Below are 15,194 nucleotides of genomic sequence, written 5' to 3' on the forward strand. Positions count from 1 at the left end.
AAATCTAATCTAGATTTTTATCGGAGGGATAATTATGAATATCGGAATTGATAAAATTAGTTTCTTTACGCCACATTTATACTTGGATATGGCGGAATTAGCTGAAGCACGTGACGTTGATCCGAATAAATATTTGATTGGGATCGGTCAAAGTAAAATGGCGGTTATTCCACCAACTCAAGACGTTGTTTCAATGGCGGCGAATGCAGCTGATAAAATTTTGACTCCTGAAGATAAGGAACAAATTGATATGATTTTATTTGCAACTGAATCAGGAATTGATAATTCAAAGTCAGGAGCCGTTTACCTTCAACGGTTGCTTGGATTTAAACATCAGGTTCGGGTCGTTGAATTAAAACAGGCTTGCTACGCAGCAACTGCAGCAATTCATTTTGCTCATGGGCACATCGCAATGAACCCTGATTCAAAAGTGCTCGTAATCGGAGCTGATAACGCGCGTTACGGGTTAGCAACCAAGGGTGAACCAACTCAAGGCGGCGGAGCCGTTGCAATGTTGATCAGCCGGAATCCACGGATCTTAGCTGTCCAGGATGATGCAACCTACTGGGCCGACGATGTAATGGACTTCTGGCGTCCGTTAGGCTTTGATGAAGCCCTAGTTGATGGCAAGTATTCAACCAACGTTTACCTTGAATTCTTTAAGCATGTTTTCAAAGAATACCAAGCCAATACCGGGTTTGATGTTTCAAAATTTGATGCAATGTTATTCCACTTACCATACACGAAGGAAGGATTTAAAGCATTGAAGATTGCGATCGAAGATGCTGATCCAACAGTTGCTGCCCGGTTAACGCATGAATTTGAAAATGTGCGGCGGTACAGCAACCAAATCGGAAACCTTTATACCGGTTCATTGTATTTAGGATTGCTTTCATTACTTGAAAATTCAACGGATCTTAAAGCCGGAATGCGGTTAGGATTGTACAGTTATGGTTCAGGTGCTCAAGGCGAATTCTACTCTGGTTTGTTGCGCCCAGGATTTGACCAAAACATTGAACACGAAGCATTCCAAAAGGTCCTGGATGCCCGGAAACAACTGAACGTTGCCGAATATGAAGACGTTTATAATTCTCGGATCAAGATCAGCGATAAGACCCGGAAACTTGATATCAGTACTGATCCTGCAAAGTTTGTTTTTGCCGGGGTTGAAGATTATCAACGGCAATATGTTGTGAAATAATTAAGAACAATCAGGTAATTTATAAATGAAACATTGCTTTTGATGGCGTTTTTTGTCAGAATAGAATTAAAGCAATGTTTTTATTTTATAGTAATAAGAGGAGATTTTTATGACAAATGAAAATCAGTTCACTTTATCAGATCATGATGAAGCCACAAAAACATTAACCGAGGCCGTAACAGGCAAGATTCAATATTTACAGACATTAGCAAAGGCAATTGATGATCAAGATGACCGTCAAGTGTATGAACTTATTAATTCGAAGAAATATTCTGATGAAATTTTACATGCTCGGCATGGTGCTCAGGATACAGAAAATGAAAAATTAGTTGAAGATATCCAACCAAAGATCAGCGCATTTTTAAGTCAAAAGTTGATTCAATACTTAAATGAAATGTATCCGTTCTTTTACTTTGAAGAAACCGCTCCGGGGAATTTCCAATTTTATTTTGGAAATTGGTGGGGCAGAAGACTTTTCGGAACGGTCGATGTCTTGAACGTTGAATTTCATTTTGACAAACGCGAATATGAAAAATTGTCAAAGGCGTTCGAACTTGAATACGAGAATAAACGCTTAAATAGTGATGCAATCGAACGACTTTCAAAGGAAAACGAACGGTTGCAAAGTTTGATCGATTCTCAAGATGAACGCGATCAGCAAAAAGAAAAATTACGTGCTCAAATCAAGGCAGTTTCTCAAGAAAAAGTAATGCCGTGGGAAAGTTCAAAGCAACGGGAATCAAAACAAAAGTTGGTTGATCAATTAAGTCATTTAACTGAACTTGATGAAGAAGCCAATGATGCATACCGGACGATTCGGGACAATGAAGAAACGGTTTTAGCCTTATCAAAGGAAGATACGTTAATTGGATACGAAAAGCAAAGTATCGTATCGAAGTTCGGTAATTTTGAAAACTTTGAAGCTAAAAATAAGACCCTTTATCGCGACTACATCGCAAATTTGATTGCTGCAGAAAAATAGGTGAGATAAGATGAGCGAAAAATTACAAACGGTAACGTTTTTCCCAGACGGAACAACAAAACAAAAAAGTAAGGATGCCCGTTCGTTAAGTACGACAGGTCGCTTAATGGCATATCGCGATCAATTGAAGAAAAACTTGGACAATGGAATTCACTTCACCGAGATTTTAAATCAATTGATCACAACGGACGATGCGATGGTTTTATTGAAGTCGATCCAACAATTATCGACATATCAGCTTGATTCGGCATATTTGATTTACCCGCAACAATATACGCGGCCGGACTTTTATTTGATCTTTTTAAGCCGGCTTCTCGGATTGCATCAAGCAGAAAAATTGGTTTTACAAGCCAATGAACAAAATGATGAACTGTATCACGAATTTCCAGGAATCGATAAGTTAGGCTACTTTACGTTTGTGGAAAACCCAGATGGTAGTGCTTACTACGTTGAACAGCATACTCAAGAAACGTTATTCTTTATTGACTTCAATAAGCACTTACTTCTTTTTAATAGCGAAGCATTAACGAATTTATTGATCGTTAAGTTGAAAAAGGAGATCAATGAAGAAACGTTGCGGAAATTTGAACTTCAGTTACTTGCGATTGGAAAGTTCATGAAGGAAGATTATGGATTTGATGTTGATTTCAACATTTTAGACCCATCAAATTATGCATCGTATGCAATTATGGATGATCAAATGCCGCAAACTGCATTGGATAAATTATTCATCAATGCTTCAAATGCCGGCTACATGTTGATCACCGGGATGCATAATGAAGCTGAATTGGAGTTAAGTCGGGGCATTAAAATGGCAGTTGAACCTCAAGAAAATGGTCAATGGGTAATTAAAATCAACGATCCTGATAACCGCATTTCATGGTTTGATGTACTGAATAAATATGATTTCATTCGTGATTGGTACTTGGGAAATCTCGAAAGTCTTGAAATCAAGAATGATCCTCGTTACTACTAATTTATAGAAGGTGAAGATGGTGGATTTTAATCGAATGCTTGGATTAGCACGGCAAAGTGCTTTTCCGAAAATGTTGCCTGCGAAAAAAATTACGCTTGATGAAAAATACAGTAATTTGGTTGTGAATGTCAATTTAAGTTTGGCAAATCTGTTTATGAAGATTCAAGCCAAGGCACCGAAAACAGAATTGCTTAAAAGTTATTGTCAGGGGATGCGCGACTTTTTTGAAATGGCCAATTTCAAAGAGTGGGCATATATTATGTTGATGACGGATGAAGATTTAAATCAAATTGGGCAAAAATGGAAGAGCGATTCGTTTGCAACGGTTTATTTGATTATTCAACAGCAAATCAATAAGTGCTATTTTAATCGGCAACCCCAAGCTTTGGTCCATGCCTGGCACATGTACTTGAAACTGGGATTGATCGATTTAGACTTCGATGAACAAGAAATTGAGTCTCAGTACATGAAGATGTACGATCAAAATTAAGAATGAAAAAGAAGGTGCAATCAACGATTGCACCTTCTTTTTGAAGAATAAAAAAACACGTCCATTAACTGAACGTGTCCATATGGTGATTCGGGAGAGATTCGAACTCTCGACAATCCGCTTAGAAGGCGGATGCTCTATCCAGCTGAGCTACCGAACCATTTCAACAACGTTAGTATTATATGATGATTATTCTTAAAAGTCAATTTAATCTTTAAGGATGATGAACCTTGACGAGTCAATTAGATTTTGATAAACTACAACTGTTGTACTTGTGCATAGTACAACTGCAACCGCACGTTTTAAGTTTAAGTGTTCATATGAACCACTAAATTACGGCGAGTCTAAGGATTAATTAAGGAGGTGCACAAGATGTACGCAATCATTAAAACTGGTGGCAAGCAATTAAAAGTTGAAAAGGGTCAAGCTATCTACGTTGAAAAGTTAGACGTTAAGGCTGGCGACAAAGTAACTTTTGATCAAGTTGTCTTAGTTGGTGGTGAAAAGACTGTTATTGGTACACCATTAGTTGAAGGTGCAACCGTTACAGGAACAGTTGAAAAGCAAGGCCGTGCAAAGAAAGTTGTAACTTTCAAGTACAAGCCAAAGAAACACCAACACACAAAGCAAGGTCATCGTCAACCATATACAAAGGTTGTTATTGACGAAATCAACGCTTAATTGAAAGTTGGTTGATATTTTGATTCAAGCACATTTTAATTATCGGTCTGGAAAACTTTCCGGATTTGAATTAAAAGGGCATGCAGATGCCGGTGAATATGGACAAGATATTGTCTGTTCCGCAGTGTCTGTTCTTGCAATCAATACCGTTAATAGTTTAGAAAAGCTTGCTCAGAGCAAACCGCAAGTTTTGTCGGATGATGAAAATGGCGGATTCCTTAAAGTTGAGCTTTCCGATGATCAAGTGCAACTTCCGAATGTTCAATTACTACTTCAAAGTTTTGAACTCGGTTTACGGGATGTTGCGAATAGTTATGGTAAATACATCAAGATAAGATAAGCATTGAGGAGGTGCAACTGTTATGTTAATGAACTTGCAATTCTTTGCTCACAAAAAAGGTGGCGGTTCAACTGCCAACGGTCGTGACTCACGTTCAAAGCGTTTAGGCGCTAAGAGTGCTGATGGTCAACTCGTAAAGGGTGGTTCAATCATTTACCGTCAACGCGGTACACATATCTACCCAGGTGTAAACGTAGGTATGGGTGGCGACAATACATTATTTGCTAAGGTTGAAGGTGTTGTACGTTTCGAACGCAAAGGCCGTGACAAGCGTCAAGTATCTGTTTACCCAGTTGCTGACTAATGTATTTTGAAAGAGGCTGTGACGAAAGTCCAGCCTCTTTTTTGTTAAGTGAGGGATTATGATGAATAAAACGGAATATCATACGCGAATCAGGAAGGTTCAAACCTTTATTGGAGATCATCATATGGATGGTTTCCTGGTAACTGATCCGGTCAATATTAATTATCTTTCAGGATTTACCGGTGATGAAGGGTTGCTTTTGATTACTGATCAAACAGCTTATTTGATTAGTGACGCCCGGTTTCAAGTTGAGCTGATGACCCAGACGATTACAGATTATCGAATCACGAATGATTATTTTCAAACCGCGTGTCAGTTATTTGAAGAAGATCACTTGGTAGCCGTCGGGTTTGAAGCCTCGATTAGTTATCATGATTATGATTATTTAGATGAAAATTCAGTTGCGGACATCGTTCCAACCGAAAATGTGATCGAATCTTTGCGGGCAATCAAAAGTGATGCTGAAATTCAGATTTTAAAAAAGGCAGCGGCATTAGCCAAACAAGGTTATGCCCGCTTACTTACTGAAATTCTTAAACCGGGACTTTCAGAAAAGGAAGTGGCTGACCGGTTTGATTTTGAAATGCGGCGGTTAGGGGCTGATAAGGCGTCATTTGACCCAATTATTGCAACCGGAATTGATAATACGGTCAAACCGCACAGTGTTAATTCAACGCGTAAAATTCAACCGGGGGATTTGATTCTGGTTGATTACGGTTATTTTTATCAAGGATATACGTTTGATGTTACCCGGGTCTGCGGAATGGGGGTTCAATCTCCCGAAATTCACTGGTTAACGGCGGCTGTTCAGGATGCGCTTCTTGAAACAATGCAAATTGTTGCTCCGGGATTGCCGGTTTCTGCTCTTTGGCAAAAAGCAAATGATGTTTTGCAGGTCTATCACCTTGATCAGTACTTTACCCACGGAATCGGGCATGGAATCGGGCGGTCGATCCACGAAATGCCAACGTTAAGCTATCGCAGCGATGAGCCGCTTCAAGTCGGCCAGGTAATCACGATCGAGCCGGGAGTATACGTTTCCGGAGTTGGCGGGGTGCGATTGGAAAATGATTTATTAGTTACTGCGGACGGTTTTGAAAATTTGACTGATTTTGATCTGGGATTAACGGAACTCTAATAATCTGCTTGACAAAATAAAGAATTCACGTGAAAATATTCAGTATAGTGATTTCTTTAACTATGTATCGGAAATTCGAAATTTTTACCTGAGGAGGACAAAAGATGATTTCTGTAAATGATTTTAAAACAGGATTAACAATTCAAATTGATGGCGAATTATGGCGGGTCGTTGAATTCTTACACGTTAAGCCAGGTAAAGGTTCAGCCTTCGTTCGTTCAAAACTTAAAAACTTACGGACAGGTGCTGTTCAAGAAAAGACATTCCGTGCTGGTGAAAAGGTAGAACAAGCCCAAATCGATCGGAAAGAAATGCAATACTTGTATGCTGATGGTGACAACTATGTCTTCATGGATACTTCAACATACGAACAACTTGAATTAAACAAGGCTCAAATCGAAGACGAAATCAAGTACTTAAAGGAAAACATGCTTGTTAAGGTTATCATGCATGATTCAGAAACTTTAGGACTTGAATTGCCAAATACTGTTGATTTAGTTGTTGCTGAAACTGAACCAAACATTAAGGGTGACACATCATCAGGTGGTTCAAAGCCAGCTACAATGGAAACTGGATTAGTTGTTCAAGTTCCATTCTTTATCAACGAAGGCGATACGCTTACAATTAATACATCAGACGGTACTTACATTTCACGTGCATAATTTTGAAGGAGGCTATTAATAATGGCTGAAGATAATAACATCATTTTAGCAAGTCAAGAACCTAGTTTAGGCGAAATTAAGATTGCGCCCGAAGTTGTTGAGGTCATTATTGGAATCGCAGCAAGTCAAGTTGACGGCGTATACTCAATGCGGGGTTCATTAGCCAATAGTGTCTCAAAACTTTTTGGCAAGGAAAATCGGAGTAAAGGCGTTAAACTTGATCAAAAAGATTCAGCATTAAAAGTCGACGTTTATGCATTACTTAACTATGGGGTTTCAGTGCCGAAAGTTGCATATGAAATCCAAGAAAAGGTAAAACAACAAGTTTTGTTTATGACGGGATTGAAACTGGATGTTGTTGATGTTCATATTCAAGGAATCGTTCCTGAAAAGCAAGAACCAACAATTGATCCAAATAATCCTTTTGCAGAAGAAAACGGTGAAGAATAGTGAGTATTACAAGACACCAAATTCGAGAGGTTGCTTTTCAAGCTTTATTCGCGGTGAATAGTAATCCTGACACTGATGTGATGACCGTTGTTGATAATTTACTTGAAGAGAAGCATGTTTCAAAATGCCCAGATTATTTGCGTGAATTGGTTCAGGGAGTTTTAAGCCATCAAGCTGAACTTGATGACGAGATTGCTTCGAAACTTAGTTCAAAGTGGACGTTAAGCCGGTTACCAAAGACGGATTTAATCATTTTACGCTTAGGATTATACGAAATCCAAAATTGTGACGAAATTCCGAATAAGGTTGCGTTGAACGAAGCCCTTCAGCTTGCGAAGGAATTTAGTGATGAAAAGCAACGCGGCTTTATTAACGGCGTTCTTTCGAATTTTATTTAGAGAAAAAAGGTTGGAATTTAAATTCCAACCTTTTTTCTTGTTCAAATAATTATTTTGAAAGAGATATGCTAAAATCATAGTATGAATAATTACTTAAGGGAGATCGATTTTGGTGACAACGAAACTGGATGGGAAAAAGCTTTCAAATGAAATTAAAGAAGAACTAAAGGAACGGGTTCAACGCCTTCAGGATAAAGGAATTACCCCGTGTTTAGCGGTTGTTCTTGTTGGTGATGATCCTGCAAGCCAGGTATATATTCGCAACAAAAAACGGGCAGCACAAAAGGTTGGCGTTAAAACCCTCGATAATGTTTTACCGGCTTCAACAAGCGAAAACGAGATCATTGATTTAATTTATTCATTAAACAATGATCCGCAAGTTCATGGAATTCTTGTTCAGTTGCCGTTGCCGCAAGGAATCAATGAGGATCGGGTGATTCAGGCAATTTTGCCGTCAAAAGACGTTGATGGCTTTCACCCGCAAAATATTGGAAAATTGTTTATGAACAAGGGTGAGCTTGCACCATGTACCCCGAATGGAATCATGCATTTATTAGCAAAGTATAATATCCAACTTGATGGGAAACGGGTCGTGATCGTTGGCCGTAGTAAAATTGTTGGCATGCCGATGATTGCAATGATGTTGAATGCGAATGCAACGGTCACGGTGACTCACAGTCATACTCATAATTTAAAGGAAATTACGCGGGAAGCTGACGTGGTGATCGTGGCTGTCGGCAAAGCAGAATTTTTAACGGGGGATTACTTTAAACCGAACGCAGTTGTCATTGATGTCGGAATGAACCGGAATGAAGCTGGCAAATTAGTTGGCGACGTTGAAGCCGCTTCGACAGCGGATAAAGTGGCATTCATGACGCCGGTTCCTGGCGGTGTCGGCCCGATGACAATTGCAATGCTTTTAAAACAAACGATTGAAATTGCAGAGAGAAGTATTTAAATGCAGCGTGAAAATTATTTAACCGTAACGGCCTTAACGAAATACATCGCGCGTAAATTTACGTATGATCCGTATCTTGAACGGGTGTATTTGGTCGGGGAAATCTCAAACTTTCGGCTACGGGAAAGGCATCAATACTTTAGCATTAAGGATGAAAATGCCAAAATTGAAGCGGTGATGTTTCAATCTAATTTTAGCCGAATCAAATTTAAACCCGAAGATGGAATGAAAGTTCTGGTAACCGGCAGAATTGAGGTCTATGAACAAACTGGGAAATACCAGATCAACATTGAAACAATGCAACCGGATGGAGTTGGTGCGCTGTATCAGGCGTACGAACAGTTAAAGGCCAAACTTGCCCAAGAAGGGGTCTTTAGTCGGCCAAAGCGTCCGCTTGTTAAGTTTCCAAAGCGAATTGCGGTAATTACAAGCCCGTCCGGAGCGGTTATTCGGGATATTATCACAACAACGCGCCGGCGTTATCCAATCGTTCAGCTTGTTTTGTTCCCGGCTGAAGTTCAAGGAGAATATGCAAAGGATTCGTTAGTCGGACGTTTGAAGGAAGTTAATGCGCGCGGTGACTTTGACACGATCATTATTGGTCGTGGGGGCGGTTCGATCGAAGATTTATGGCCGTTTAATGAAGAAGAGGTTGCCCGTGCAATTGCAGCCAGTAAGATTCCCGTAATTTCATCGGTCGGTCATGAAACGGATACGACTTTGTCAGACTTGGCAGCTGATGTGCGGGCAGCAACCCCAACAGCGGCGGCGGAGTTGGCAACGCCCGTTTTAGCCGATGAAATATTGAAACTGAAGGACTATCAAGTCCGGCTTGCACAGGCAATGAAACGGATAATCCAGCTTAAGCAGCAACGGCTTTCAAAGTTGCAAAAGTCGTATATTTTTCGCCAGCCGGAACGGTTATATGATGGGTTTATGCAAAAAATTGACCTGCTTGAAACCCGTCTTTTAGGAAATGTTCAGCAAAAATTACAAACCGAACATCAGCGACTTTTAGTTTTAAATGGAAGATTGCAAAAGTGCAGTCCACAGCAGTTGATTCAGGAGCGGCGGCATCGGGTGGCTAATTTAGAAGAACATTTGATTGAACGGACGAAAAATTTAGTAACGGCGAAAGAACAACAGTATCTTCGCGCGAATCACGCCTTGGCGCTGTTGAATCCCCTCAACGTTATGGGACGGGGATTTTCGTACGTAACGGATTCGGATGACCAGGTGATCAAGTCGGTTGATTCTTTGACCGTCCACGATCAACTGAGTCTTCATTTGAAAGACGGAACAGCGCAAGTTGAAGTTCAGAAAGTTAGAAAGGATCAATCATGACGACAGCAAAACCAACATTTGAAGAACAGTTAAATCAACTCGAACAAATCGTAAATCACCTGGAACAGGGCGACGTTCCATTGGAAGAGGCGCTTGATCAATTCCAAGCGGGAATGAAGTTAAGCAAACATCTCCAGGATACGTTGGAAAATGCGGAAAAGACATTGACCCATGTTGTTGATGATCAAGGAAACGAAAAGTTATTTGAAAAAGGAAATTCAGATGAAGAATAATCAAGTTGAAGAGTTTAAGCAGGCAACGATTGCGAAAATTGATCAGTGCCTTGATGAATATCTTGCTGGGTTAGAAAGTTACCCGGTTTTAAAGGAAGCAATGCGCTACTCGGTCGATGCAGGCGGCAAACGGTTGCGGCCATTTTTGATTTTGGCAATTTGCCAAACATTTAAGGGAACGTATTCTGATTTGGACCTGCAAGCCGCATCAAGTTTGGAATTAATTCATACGTATTCACTGATTCATGACGATTTGCCGGAAATGGATAACGATGATTTGCGGCGGGGAAAACCAACCAATCATAAAGTTTATGGGCAAGCAATGGCGGTATTAGCTGGCGACGGGTTGCTGACGACTGCTTTTGAGTGGTTAAGCCGATTAGAGCTTGATCCCGCAATTCAGGTTAAACTAATTCATGCATTAAGCAAGGCCGCGGGACCCGAAGGAATGGTCAATGGGCAAGTTGGCGACATTCAAGGTGAACAGCATCAATTAACGTTGGCCCAGCTTCAACGTGTTCATCGCGGGAAAACCGGCGCTTTGATTCAATATGCCTGTTATGCAGGCGGATTGCTAAGCAATGTTTCCGCTGAATACCAAGATGCATTAAAGCAATTTGGAATTCAATTTGGATTGGCATTTCAAATTTATGATGATATCCTCGATGTTGTGGGAACAGAGGCTGAACTAGGAAAGAAAGTTCATAAAGATCAAGCTGAAAATAAGAATACCTATCCGGGATTGTTAGGGCTTGAAGGCGCTCAGAAAGAATTACGCCATTCAGTTCAATTAATGCGCGAAAGTCTTGCGGTGCTTCACCAGGATGGAATTGATATTTCATTATTAGCTGATTTTTTAAATTATTTTAAGATAAAGGATAAAGCATGAAAAAAGAACGAATTGATGTATTACTTGTAAAACAAGGACTTTTTGACAGTCGCGAACAGGCGAAGCGCGCCGTTATGGCGGGTGAAATTTTAGGTGAAAATGAAGAACGGCTTGATAAACCGGGAATGAAAATTGATCCGGAGACCAAACTGCATTTTAAAGGGACCAAAATGCCGTATGTCAGCCGGGGCGGACTGAAACTTGAAAAAGCACTTAAAGTTTTTAAATTATCTGTGCGCAACAAGATTGTCCTTGATATTGGGTCTTCAACCGGCGGCTTTACGGATGTTGCGCTTCAAAAAGGAGCAAAACAAGTTTATGCACTTGATGTCGGAACGAACCAACTCGTATGGAAATTAAGACAGGATCCGCGGGTCGTTGTTATGGAAAATACCAATTTCCGGTACAGCAAACCAGAAGACTTTACGGAGGGACAGCCGGAATTTGCAACCACGGACGTTTCATTTATTTCATTAAAGTTGATTTTGCCGCCATTACATCCAATTTTGAAGGAAAGTGGTGATTTGGTCGCATTGATCAAGCCGCAATTCGAGGCTGGACGTGAAAAAGTCGGCAAGCATGGAATCATTCATGATCCAAAAGTGCATGAAGAAGTGATTAACATGATCATTAACTTTGCAGTTGAAAATCAATATGATGTTTGTGATTTGGATTTTTCACCAATTACGGGTGGTCACGGGAATATTGAGTTCTTGATCCACTTAAAGGCCGTTGACCGGGAAGGCCAAATTGCACCTGAAATTGATCCGCATCGAATCGTTCAACAGGCGCATTCAACGTTACAGAACCAATAATCAAAGGAAGGGGATTAATATGCTTCAAGAATTAAGAATTAAAGACTTTGCGATCATTGAAGAAGCAGATATTGATTTCCAAGCTGGGATGACGGTTTTAACCGGGGAAACAGGTGCTGGGAAATCGATTATTATCGATGCCTTAGGCCTTTTGGCTGGTGGCCGCGGCTCAGTTGACTTTATTCGCAAGGGGGCTGCGAAGGCTGTTCTTCAAGGACAATTTGTCTTGCCAGCTTCAGCTCCCGTTTTCCAAATTCTTGACGATTTAGGAATCGATCATGAAGATCAAACGTTGATCCTTCAACGAGATTTGTACCAAGCAGGAAGAAACGTTTGCCGAATTAATGGAGTATTGGTTAACTTAACTTCATTACGGAAAGTTGGCGAGATGTTGATCGATATTCATGGTCAAAATGAACACCAATCATTAATGCGGCCAGAAACGCACCTTAGTTTATTGGATGAATATGATCATCATTTACGCGATGAATTGCGGCGTTATCAGGATGCATATCAGCAATATCGTAAGTTAAAAACAGCATTGGATAAAAGAGAGGCCAATGAAAAAGAGTGGGCCCAACGGTTAGATATTTTGCAATTTCAACTTAATGAAATCGAAAGTGCCCAACTCGTTCCGCATGAGGAAGAAAAGTTGATTGAGGAAAAGGATCAGCTGGATAACTACCAAACGATCCATGATGCACTTGAAAACAGTTATCAGGCACTAATGGGCGAAAACGTGGATGTGATCGGTCAACTGGGAACGACGATGGATGAACTTGAAAAGATTTCAGATCTTTCAAGCGACTTGAATGGAATTTATGAAAAAGTTTCCGATGCGTTTTATAACTTGCAAGATGTTTCGCATGAGATCAATAACCAACTGGATTCAATGGAATGGGATGAAAACCGGCTTGACCAAATCGAGCAGCGCTTGGACTTGATTCATCAATTGAAACGGAAATACGGCGATTCAGTTCAACAGGTAATTGACTATGGTCAAAAGATCAAACAGGAATTGGCTGAAATGCAAGACAGCGCGGAAAGTTCAGAAGAACAAGAAAAAGCGGTCAAGACAGCGTATGATTCAGCTTATAAGTTAGCCCAGACGCTTTCAAGTCATCGTCATCAAGCAGCGCATGAATTGGAAAAGGCCATTCATCAACAATTAAGTGCATTGTATATGGATAAAGCCGTCTTTAAAGTTAAGTTCAGCGGCAATCAAGAATTAACTTCAACCGGATTAGATAATGTTGAATTTTACATTCAAACAAATCCAGGGGAATCGATGGGCCCGCTTGCCAAAATTGCATCTGGAGGGGAACTTTCACGAATCATGCTGGCGTTAAAGACGATCTTTTCACAACAGCAAGGCGTTACAAGTATCATCTTTGATGAAGTTGATACGGGGGTCAGCGGCCGGGTTGCGCAAGCAATTGCTGAAAAAATCTCGCAAATCTCACAAAATTCGCAAGTATTGTGTATTTCACACTTACCGCAAGTGGCAGCGATTGCGGATCATCACTATTTTATTTCGAAGAAGGTCATCGATGGCCGGACCGGAACAAGTGTTCAAAAATTAACTGCTCAGACTCGAATTCGCGAAATCGCGCGTATGTTATCCGGTTCAGAAATCACCGAACTAACGTTAAAACATGCCGATGAATTGATTCAAATGGCGGATCAGATTAAAAATAAAAAGGGCTGACAAAACGTTAAAAACGAGCGTGGTGGAAGCAGAAAAGCGAACGAATCGTGCAGCAAAGATTCGGAGGTTTTCAAACTTCACTAGCTTCGCGTCGTAGCTCGTTTGTTTTGGAACCCGATTATGCGGATATAACAAAAAGGTTGTGACGTGTGTCACAACCTTTTTTATTTAATATAATCACGATATAAACCAATTACTTTTCCTAAAATCGTTACGTGATCAAGAATAATTGGATCCATGGTATCATTTTCCGGTTGTAAGCGATAATTGTGCGCTTCACGGAAGAAACGTTTACACGTTGCTTCGTTTTGATCAGTCATTGCGATCACGATCTCGCCGTTATCAGCCGTTGACTGTTTGCGAACAATCACCTTATCGCCGTTGAAAATCCCAGCGTTGATCATACTTTCACCGCGAATCGTTAGCATAAATAAATCATCGGCGGTGTCAAAGTTCGGCGGAAGCGGGAAATAATCCGTTGTTTCTTCAACTGCTAAAATTGGTTGGCCAGCAGTAACCGTTCCAATCATTGGAATGGCATCTGGTTTGGAACTTGAAACTCCTAATGCTTCCATTCCAGCAGGAGTAACTTCAATTGCCCGTGGTTTGGTTGCATCTTTAACGATAAATCCGCGTTTCGCTAACCGCGCAAGGTGGCCGTGAACCGTTGATGTTGATGAAAGGTCAACGGCTTCACCGATTTCGCGGACGGTTGGCGGATAACCTTTTTCTTGGACCGTTTCATAAATAAAACGGAGAACTCTCATTTGGCGTTCTTCAGTCGGCTTACTCATAATAAACTCCTTTATCGATCTTCTTATTGACTTAAATGTTAGCACATCTTTTTGCCAAAAACAAACAAAGGTTCGCCATCATTGAAATTTAAGATTTTCTTTTGTAGAATTAAATTAAACACTTTAAAGAAAGGGGCACTGAGCGATGACGGAAGATAAACCAACGAACGAACAAAATGAACAACGCGGCGGTGCAATTCCTCAAGATTTGATCGATCGAATCAATGAACTTGCTCACAAGAAAAAAGACAAGGGTTTGACTGAGGAAGAACAAGCTGAACAAAAGCGGTTGCGTGAAACTTATCTTTCACTTTTCCGGGAAAACTTCAGAAGTCACATCGAAATGCTTCAAGTTTACGATAAAGATGGAAAAGAAGTTACTCCCGAAAAGGTAAAACGGATTCAACGCGAACGCGGCTTGCGGGATGATTAATTATAATTTGGAATGAAGGCTTTATTTTTTAGCTTTTTTCGCTTAAAATGATAACTATGTTAGTCGTAAGGAGGAAAGGATCTTGTCAACAGGAATTGTAGTTTTACTTGTAATCATTGGCGTGATTGCTGGATTTGCAATTGGTTTTTTTGCTGCAAAGAAGTATCTTGAAAACTACTTGAAGAAGAATCCACCATTCAACGAACAAATGCTTAAAACCATGATGCTTCAAATGGGTCAAAAGCCATCACAACGGAAGATTAACCAAATGATGACTTCAATGAAGGCCAGCTATGCTAAAGAAAATAGCAAGAAGAAAAAATAATTAGATTGAATTACGAAAAGAGGTTGTGACTTGTGTCACAACCTCTTTGCTATATCCGCATAATCGGGTTCCA

The 15,194-nt window shown here is 40.3% G+C and carries 20 protein-coding genes, 1 tRNA gene and 1 other annotated feature; of the genes, 19 read left to right on the forward strand and 2 right to left on the reverse strand.

Annotation, left to right across the window (positions count from 1 at the left end; genetic code table 11):
- Window positions 1-34: 34 nt before the first annotated feature.
- The 4 genes from FC33_RS06355 (at window position 35) to FC33_RS06370 (ending at window position 3,649) form a co-directional block, all read left to right on the forward strand.
- On the forward strand, window positions 35-1,201 hold the full coding sequence (locus tag FC33_RS06355) for a hydroxymethylglutaryl-CoA synthase (RefSeq protein ID WP_057827770.1): 1,167 nt from the start codon (window positions 35-37) through the stop codon (window positions 1,199-1,201).
- Between the two features lie 109 nt (window positions 1,202-1,310).
- Entirely contained in the window at window positions 1,311-2,183 is an 873-nt protein-coding gene (locus tag FC33_RS06360; RefSeq protein WP_057827771.1) for a hypothetical protein, read from the forward strand.
- 10 nt (window positions 2,184-2,193) lie between these two features.
- Window positions 2,194-3,159 (forward strand): hypothetical protein, encoded by a 966-nt coding sequence (locus FC33_RS06365; protein ID WP_057827772.1) that lies wholly within the window; start codon window positions 2,194-2,196, stop codon window positions 3,157-3,159.
- A 19-nt stretch (window positions 3,160-3,178) separates the two neighbouring features.
- Window positions 3,179-3,649: a hypothetical protein gene (locus FC33_RS06370; protein ID WP_057827773.1), complete on the forward strand. Its 471-nt coding sequence runs from the start codon at window positions 3,179-3,181 to the stop codon at window positions 3,647-3,649.
- Between the two features lie 83 nt (window positions 3,650-3,732).
- Here the strand turns inward: FC33_RS06370 and FC33_RS06375 are convergent.
- Window positions 3,733-3,809: transfer RNA gene (locus FC33_RS06375), tRNA-Arg, on the reverse strand.
- A gap of 121 nt (window positions 3,810-3,930) precedes the next feature.
- Window positions 3,931-4,005 (forward strand) — a sequence feature (ribosomal protein L21 leader region).
- A 16-nt stretch (window positions 4,006-4,021) separates the two neighbouring features.
- Between FC33_RS06375 and rplU the strand changes: the two genes are divergently transcribed.
- The 13 genes from rplU to recN all read left to right on the forward strand — a co-directional run bounded on the left by rplU (window position 4,022) and on the right by recN (window position 13,569).
- Window positions 4,022-4,330 (forward strand): 50S ribosomal protein L21, encoded by a 309-nt coding sequence (rplU, locus tag FC33_RS06380; protein ID WP_057827774.1) that lies wholly within the window; start codon window positions 4,022-4,024, stop codon window positions 4,328-4,330.
- A 19-nt stretch (window positions 4,331-4,349) separates the two neighbouring features.
- Entirely contained in the window at window positions 4,350-4,670 is a 321-nt protein-coding gene (locus FC33_RS06385) for a ribosomal-processing cysteine protease Prp (protein ID WP_057827841.1), read from the forward strand.
- Window positions 4,671-4,692: 22 nt separating this feature from the next.
- A complete protein-coding gene (gene rpmA / locus FC33_RS06390) occupies window positions 4,693-4,974 on the forward strand; it encodes a 50S ribosomal protein L27 (RefSeq protein WP_057827775.1) in 282 nt (93 codons plus the stop codon).
- Between the two features lie 61 nt (window positions 4,975-5,035).
- Window positions 5,036-6,112 carry a M24 family metallopeptidase gene (locus FC33_RS06395; RefSeq protein ID WP_057827776.1) on the forward strand — a complete coding sequence of 359 codons (1,077 nt, stop codon included), beginning with the start codon at window positions 5,036-5,038 and terminating at the stop codon, window positions 6,110-6,112.
- 104 nt (window positions 6,113-6,216) lie between these two features.
- On the forward strand, window positions 6,217-6,774 hold the full coding sequence (gene efp, locus FC33_RS06400; protein WP_057827777.1) for an elongation factor P: 558 nt from the start codon (window positions 6,217-6,219) through the stop codon (window positions 6,772-6,774).
- A 21-nt stretch (window positions 6,775-6,795) separates the two neighbouring features.
- Window positions 6,796-7,224, forward strand: coding sequence for an Asp23/Gls24 family envelope stress response protein (locus FC33_RS06405; protein WP_057827778.1), 429 nt, complete (start codon window positions 6,796-6,798; stop codon window positions 7,222-7,224).
- On the forward strand, window positions 7,224-7,622 hold the full coding sequence (gene nusB / locus FC33_RS06410; RefSeq protein WP_057827779.1) for a transcription antitermination factor NusB: 399 nt from the start codon (window positions 7,224-7,226) through the stop codon (window positions 7,620-7,622). Before FC33_RS06405 ends, nusB begins: the two co-directional genes overlap by 1 nt.
- Window positions 7,623-7,734: 112 nt before the next feature.
- Window positions 7,735-8,580, forward strand: coding sequence for a bifunctional methylenetetrahydrofolate dehydrogenase/methenyltetrahydrofolate cyclohydrolase FolD (gene folD / locus FC33_RS06415; RefSeq protein ID WP_057827780.1), 846 nt, complete (start codon window positions 7,735-7,737; stop codon window positions 8,578-8,580).
- Entirely contained in the window at window positions 8,581-9,924 is a 1,344-nt protein-coding gene (gene xseA / locus FC33_RS06420) for an exodeoxyribonuclease VII large subunit (protein ID WP_057827781.1), read from the forward strand.
- Complete coding sequence (locus FC33_RS06425) at window positions 9,921-10,157, forward strand: exodeoxyribonuclease VII small subunit (protein ID WP_057827782.1); 237 nt, start codon at window positions 9,921-9,923, stop codon at window positions 10,155-10,157. The genes xseA and FC33_RS06425 overlap by 4 nt, the downstream gene beginning before the upstream one ends.
- A complete protein-coding gene (locus FC33_RS06430) occupies window positions 10,147-11,046 on the forward strand; it encodes a polyprenyl synthetase family protein (RefSeq protein WP_057827783.1) in 900 nt (299 codons plus the stop codon). Before FC33_RS06425 ends, FC33_RS06430 begins: the two co-directional genes overlap by 11 nt.
- Window positions 11,043-11,861 (forward strand): TlyA family RNA methyltransferase, encoded by an 819-nt coding sequence (locus FC33_RS06435; RefSeq protein ID WP_057827784.1) that lies wholly within the window; start codon window positions 11,043-11,045, stop codon window positions 11,859-11,861. The genes FC33_RS06430 and FC33_RS06435 overlap by 4 nt, the downstream gene beginning before the upstream one ends.
- A gap of 19 nt (window positions 11,862-11,880) precedes the next feature.
- Complete coding sequence (gene recN / locus FC33_RS06440; RefSeq protein WP_057827785.1) at window positions 11,881-13,569, forward strand: DNA repair protein RecN; 1,689 nt, start codon at window positions 11,881-11,883, stop codon at window positions 13,567-13,569.
- Between the two features lie 164 nt (window positions 13,570-13,733).
- On the opposite strand, the gene lexA is transcribed toward recN, so the two are convergent.
- Entirely contained in the window at window positions 13,734-14,363 is a 630-nt protein-coding gene (lexA, locus tag FC33_RS06445) for a transcriptional repressor LexA (RefSeq protein ID WP_057827786.1), read from the reverse strand.
- Between the two features lie 145 nt (window positions 14,364-14,508).
- Between lexA and FC33_RS06450 the strand changes: the two genes are divergently transcribed.
- The gene (locus FC33_RS06450) at window positions 14,509-14,796 is read left to right on the forward strand and encodes a DUF896 domain-containing protein (protein WP_057827787.1); all 288 of its coding nucleotides are present in this window, start codon (window positions 14,509-14,511) and stop codon (window positions 14,794-14,796) included.
- 82 nt (window positions 14,797-14,878) lie between these two features.
- The gene (locus FC33_RS06455) at window positions 14,879-15,121 is read left to right on the forward strand and encodes a YneF family protein (protein WP_057827788.1); all 243 of its coding nucleotides are present in this window, start codon (window positions 14,879-14,881) and stop codon (window positions 15,119-15,121) included.
- The last annotated feature ends 73 nt before the right edge of the window (window positions 15,122-15,194 follow it).

Origin of the sequence: Ligilactobacillus aviarius subsp. aviarius DSM 20655, assembly GCF_001436315.1 — a bacterium.
Taxonomy (GTDB): Bacteria; Bacillota; Bacilli; order Lactobacillales; family Lactobacillaceae; genus Ligilactobacillus; species Ligilactobacillus aviarius.